Origin of the sequence: Fulvivirga aurantia, from assembly GCF_009711475.1 — a bacterium.
GTDB lineage: Bacteria > Bacteroidota > Bacteroidia > Cytophagales > Cyclobacteriaceae > Fulvivirga > Fulvivirga aurantia.
The window spans coordinates 1-2,899 of record NZ_SMMD01000455.1; the positions used below are offsets into that span (position 1 = coordinate 1).

The following is a 2,899-nucleotide window of genomic DNA, read 5'->3' on the forward strand; positions in this document are numbered from 1 at the left end:
TTTTTTTTATGATCTTGAATAGTTTCCTGAGAGTCATCTTCAGTCAATGACTCCTTAATTGATATTTCATTTACTGTGACGTCACCTTTAACTTTTAAATCCTTAAATTTTTTGGAGGCTGATAATTCTCCAGGCTGGATATTAATGATCACATCCTCCTGTTGATAGGTTCCAAGCAATTCTTCCTTGTAAACAAGTGAGTCTAATGTGTAGATTGGGAATAAAGAAAATACACATGAGCTCATTAACATACTTAATATTCCAATTCCGATTATTGATTTAGCTGTTTTCATCTTTTATTTATTATTTACAAGAGCCAATTACATCAAGGATTTTTGATTCATAAAATTATTTCGATAAACAAGGCATTTCTTAGGATCAACTAGACAAACCTACTGAGAAATGATTCTTAATGCTTAGCTTTGTGCCACCCGTAAGGTATAGCGTTTTTAAACCTAACACTTACATAATACCGAGTGAAGCTCTCTTCCTAGGGCAGGCCTCATCCGTCAGTAGGCGGACCTCGTTCTTAGAGCAGGTTAACAGTGGAAGGCCGAAGTTGTAGGGCAGCTCAAATCCTGTATAATCAGGGGTTTAAATAACTCACCTTACGGGTTTTTCTTTTTAGCAGCTAATGTGTCCACCAAAGCTGCCTCATGCAAAAGCTGTTCTATTTTATCCCTATCGATTTCTTTTAAGGTCTGTAAATTGACGGTGGCAATCACTTTTTTATCATTGAATTTGAGAAAGCCCTCATCAAACGCCATTTCGTTTGCTCTGCAAAAACCAAGGTTTACACCACTTTCTACTCCACCCCAGGGAATGCTGGCCGGCCAGATGAAACATATACGATAATGACCATAATAAAAAGGGACATTGTAGGCCAGACGCTCTTTGCAATAGGGAATATGAGATAAGATTAATTCCCTAAGAGTCTCAACAATTTTTAATTCATCTTCAGGTATATAATCCAAAAAATCGGCTATTGACTTGAAGCTTATTTTTTGAATCTTATTCATCACTTCTTAATAAAGCACTCTGAATTTGATCGTGTGGTCAATGCTTCTTAAGGCTTTAATTACATCGCGATCATACTCTTTATCGATATCAGTAATTACATAACCGATGACTTCGTTTGTCTTTAAATACTGGCCAACAATATTAATATCGTGATCGGCTAATATTTGATTGATTTTTGCCAAAATACCAGGCATATTCTCATGGATGTGGATTAATCTATGTGCGTTTTCAAAAGCTGGTAACTGCAGGTTGGGGAAGTTTACACTGTTAGATGTGCTTCCTGTATTGATATAATCCATGATTTTATTAGGCACAAAACCAGCGATATTTTCCTGAGCCTCTATTGTACTACCACCTATATGTGGTGAAAGTATAGTATTTGGTAATGCTCTCAAATCTGAAATGAACTCATCATCGTTGCTCTTTGGCTCTTCAGGGAAAACATCTACGGCAGCCCCGCTGATTTTACCTGATTCTATATTTGCTTTTAGCGCAGGAATATCTACTACATGACCACGGCTCAGGTTTAAGAAAATCACATCATTTTTCATGAGCTTAAACTCTTTGCTCCCGATCATATTTTTGTTTTCGGCCCGTCCGTCTACATGAAGTGTGACTATATCCGATTTTTCTAGCAATTCTTTTAAAGAATGACACTTGGAGGCGTTACCCAAAGCCAACTTTTCTTCTACATCGTAATAAAGCACGTTGAGACCAAGCGACTCTGCTAGTACTGAGAGCTGGGCACCGATATTACCATAACCGATGATGCCGAGATTCTTACCGCGTATTTCAAAGCTACCTTTGGCAGACTTGTCCCATTTGCCCTGGTGCATGGCGGCAGAGCGATCAAATAGTTTACGCATGAGCACAATAATCTCTGCAATAGCCAGTTCAACCACTGAACGGGTATTGCTAAAAGGAGCATTAAATACAGCTACACCTTTACGTAAACAGGCTTCTAAATCTATCTGGTTTGTACCAATACAAAATGCCCCGATGCCAATGAGTCTATTGGCATTCTCCAATACACGTGCTGTAACCTGGGTTTTAGACCTTATGCCGAGGATACTCACATTCTTTATTTTCTTGCTTAACTCCTCTTCATCTAAACCTGCTGGGTATACTTCCACATTGTACCCTTCATATTTCATCAGCTCTATGGCTTTAGGGTGTACATTTTCCAGCAGGAGTACATTTATTCTGTTTTTAGGGTAGGAGATAGCGGTGTTCATTTTATTTAAATATAAAAACTCATCCAGACTGGGTGTTACATGATCTGCCTTATCGGTTACAATATCTCGCTCAACGTTTTCTGTAAATGCATAAAACTTGTTGGCCAAGCCAGCTGCTTTTATTTCATAGTCGGTGTAACCATCACCAATTACATATACATCGCCTTTGAGATCGAGTTGTTTTAACTGTTCAACCTTACCATTGTTAGAAGAAAGTACATTGTCTCTGTCAAAACCAACAATATTGTCATACTCGTCAAACTCAAAACTATTGGCAAATACATTTTCTGGTTTTACATGATACTCCGTAACTATAGGTGTGATAAAGTCTTTAAAGCCGTTAGAAATGATAAAGACACGGTCTGAATGCTGCTTGAAAAACTCAGTGTTTCTTCTAAATGATGTTGAAACCAGTTTTTTAAGCTCTTCCACAAGTGGTTCCAGATGACTTTTATGAGCACCAAGCAATTTAATCCTTTCTTCAAGAGACTCTCTGAAAGTTAGTTTTCCACTCATACCCTCGTCTGTGATATCCTTGATTTTTTGTATGCGTTGATTTTTATCTTTGCTACCGTTGAGGGCTATTTCACCGAGCACATCGAGCGCCTCTACCTGAGTAAATGTGCTGTCAAAGTCGATGATAA

General features: G+C 38.1%; 3 protein-coding genes. All 3 read right to left on the bottom strand.

Annotated features, from left to right (window positions below):
* The coding region (locus E1176_RS02965) for a hypothetical protein (protein ID WP_155209090.1) at positions 1 to 293 on the bottom strand (293 nt) is incomplete at its 3' end.
* Between the two features lie 315 nt (positions 294 to 608).
* Positions 609 to 1,019 (bottom strand): DUF1801 domain-containing protein, encoded by a 411-nt coding sequence (locus E1176_RS02970; RefSeq protein WP_155209091.1) that lies wholly within the window; start codon positions 1,017 to 1,019, stop codon positions 609 to 611.
* A 6-nt stretch (positions 1,020 to 1,025) separates the two neighbouring features.
* Positions 1,026 to 2,897 carry a phosphoglycerate dehydrogenase gene (serA, locus tag E1176_RS02975; RefSeq protein WP_343030498.1) on the bottom strand — a complete coding sequence of 624 codons (1,872 nt, stop codon included), beginning with the start codon at positions 2,895 to 2,897 and terminating at the stop codon, positions 1,026 to 1,028.
* Between the last annotated feature and the right edge of the window lie 2 nt (positions 2,898 to 2,899).

What these genes read in the sequence shown, in the direction of transcription:
- E1176_RS02970 (WP_155209091.1), bottom strand. Translation starts at nt 1,019, where the DNA reads ATGAATAAGATTCAAAAAATAAGCTTCAAGTCAATAGCCGATTTTTTG.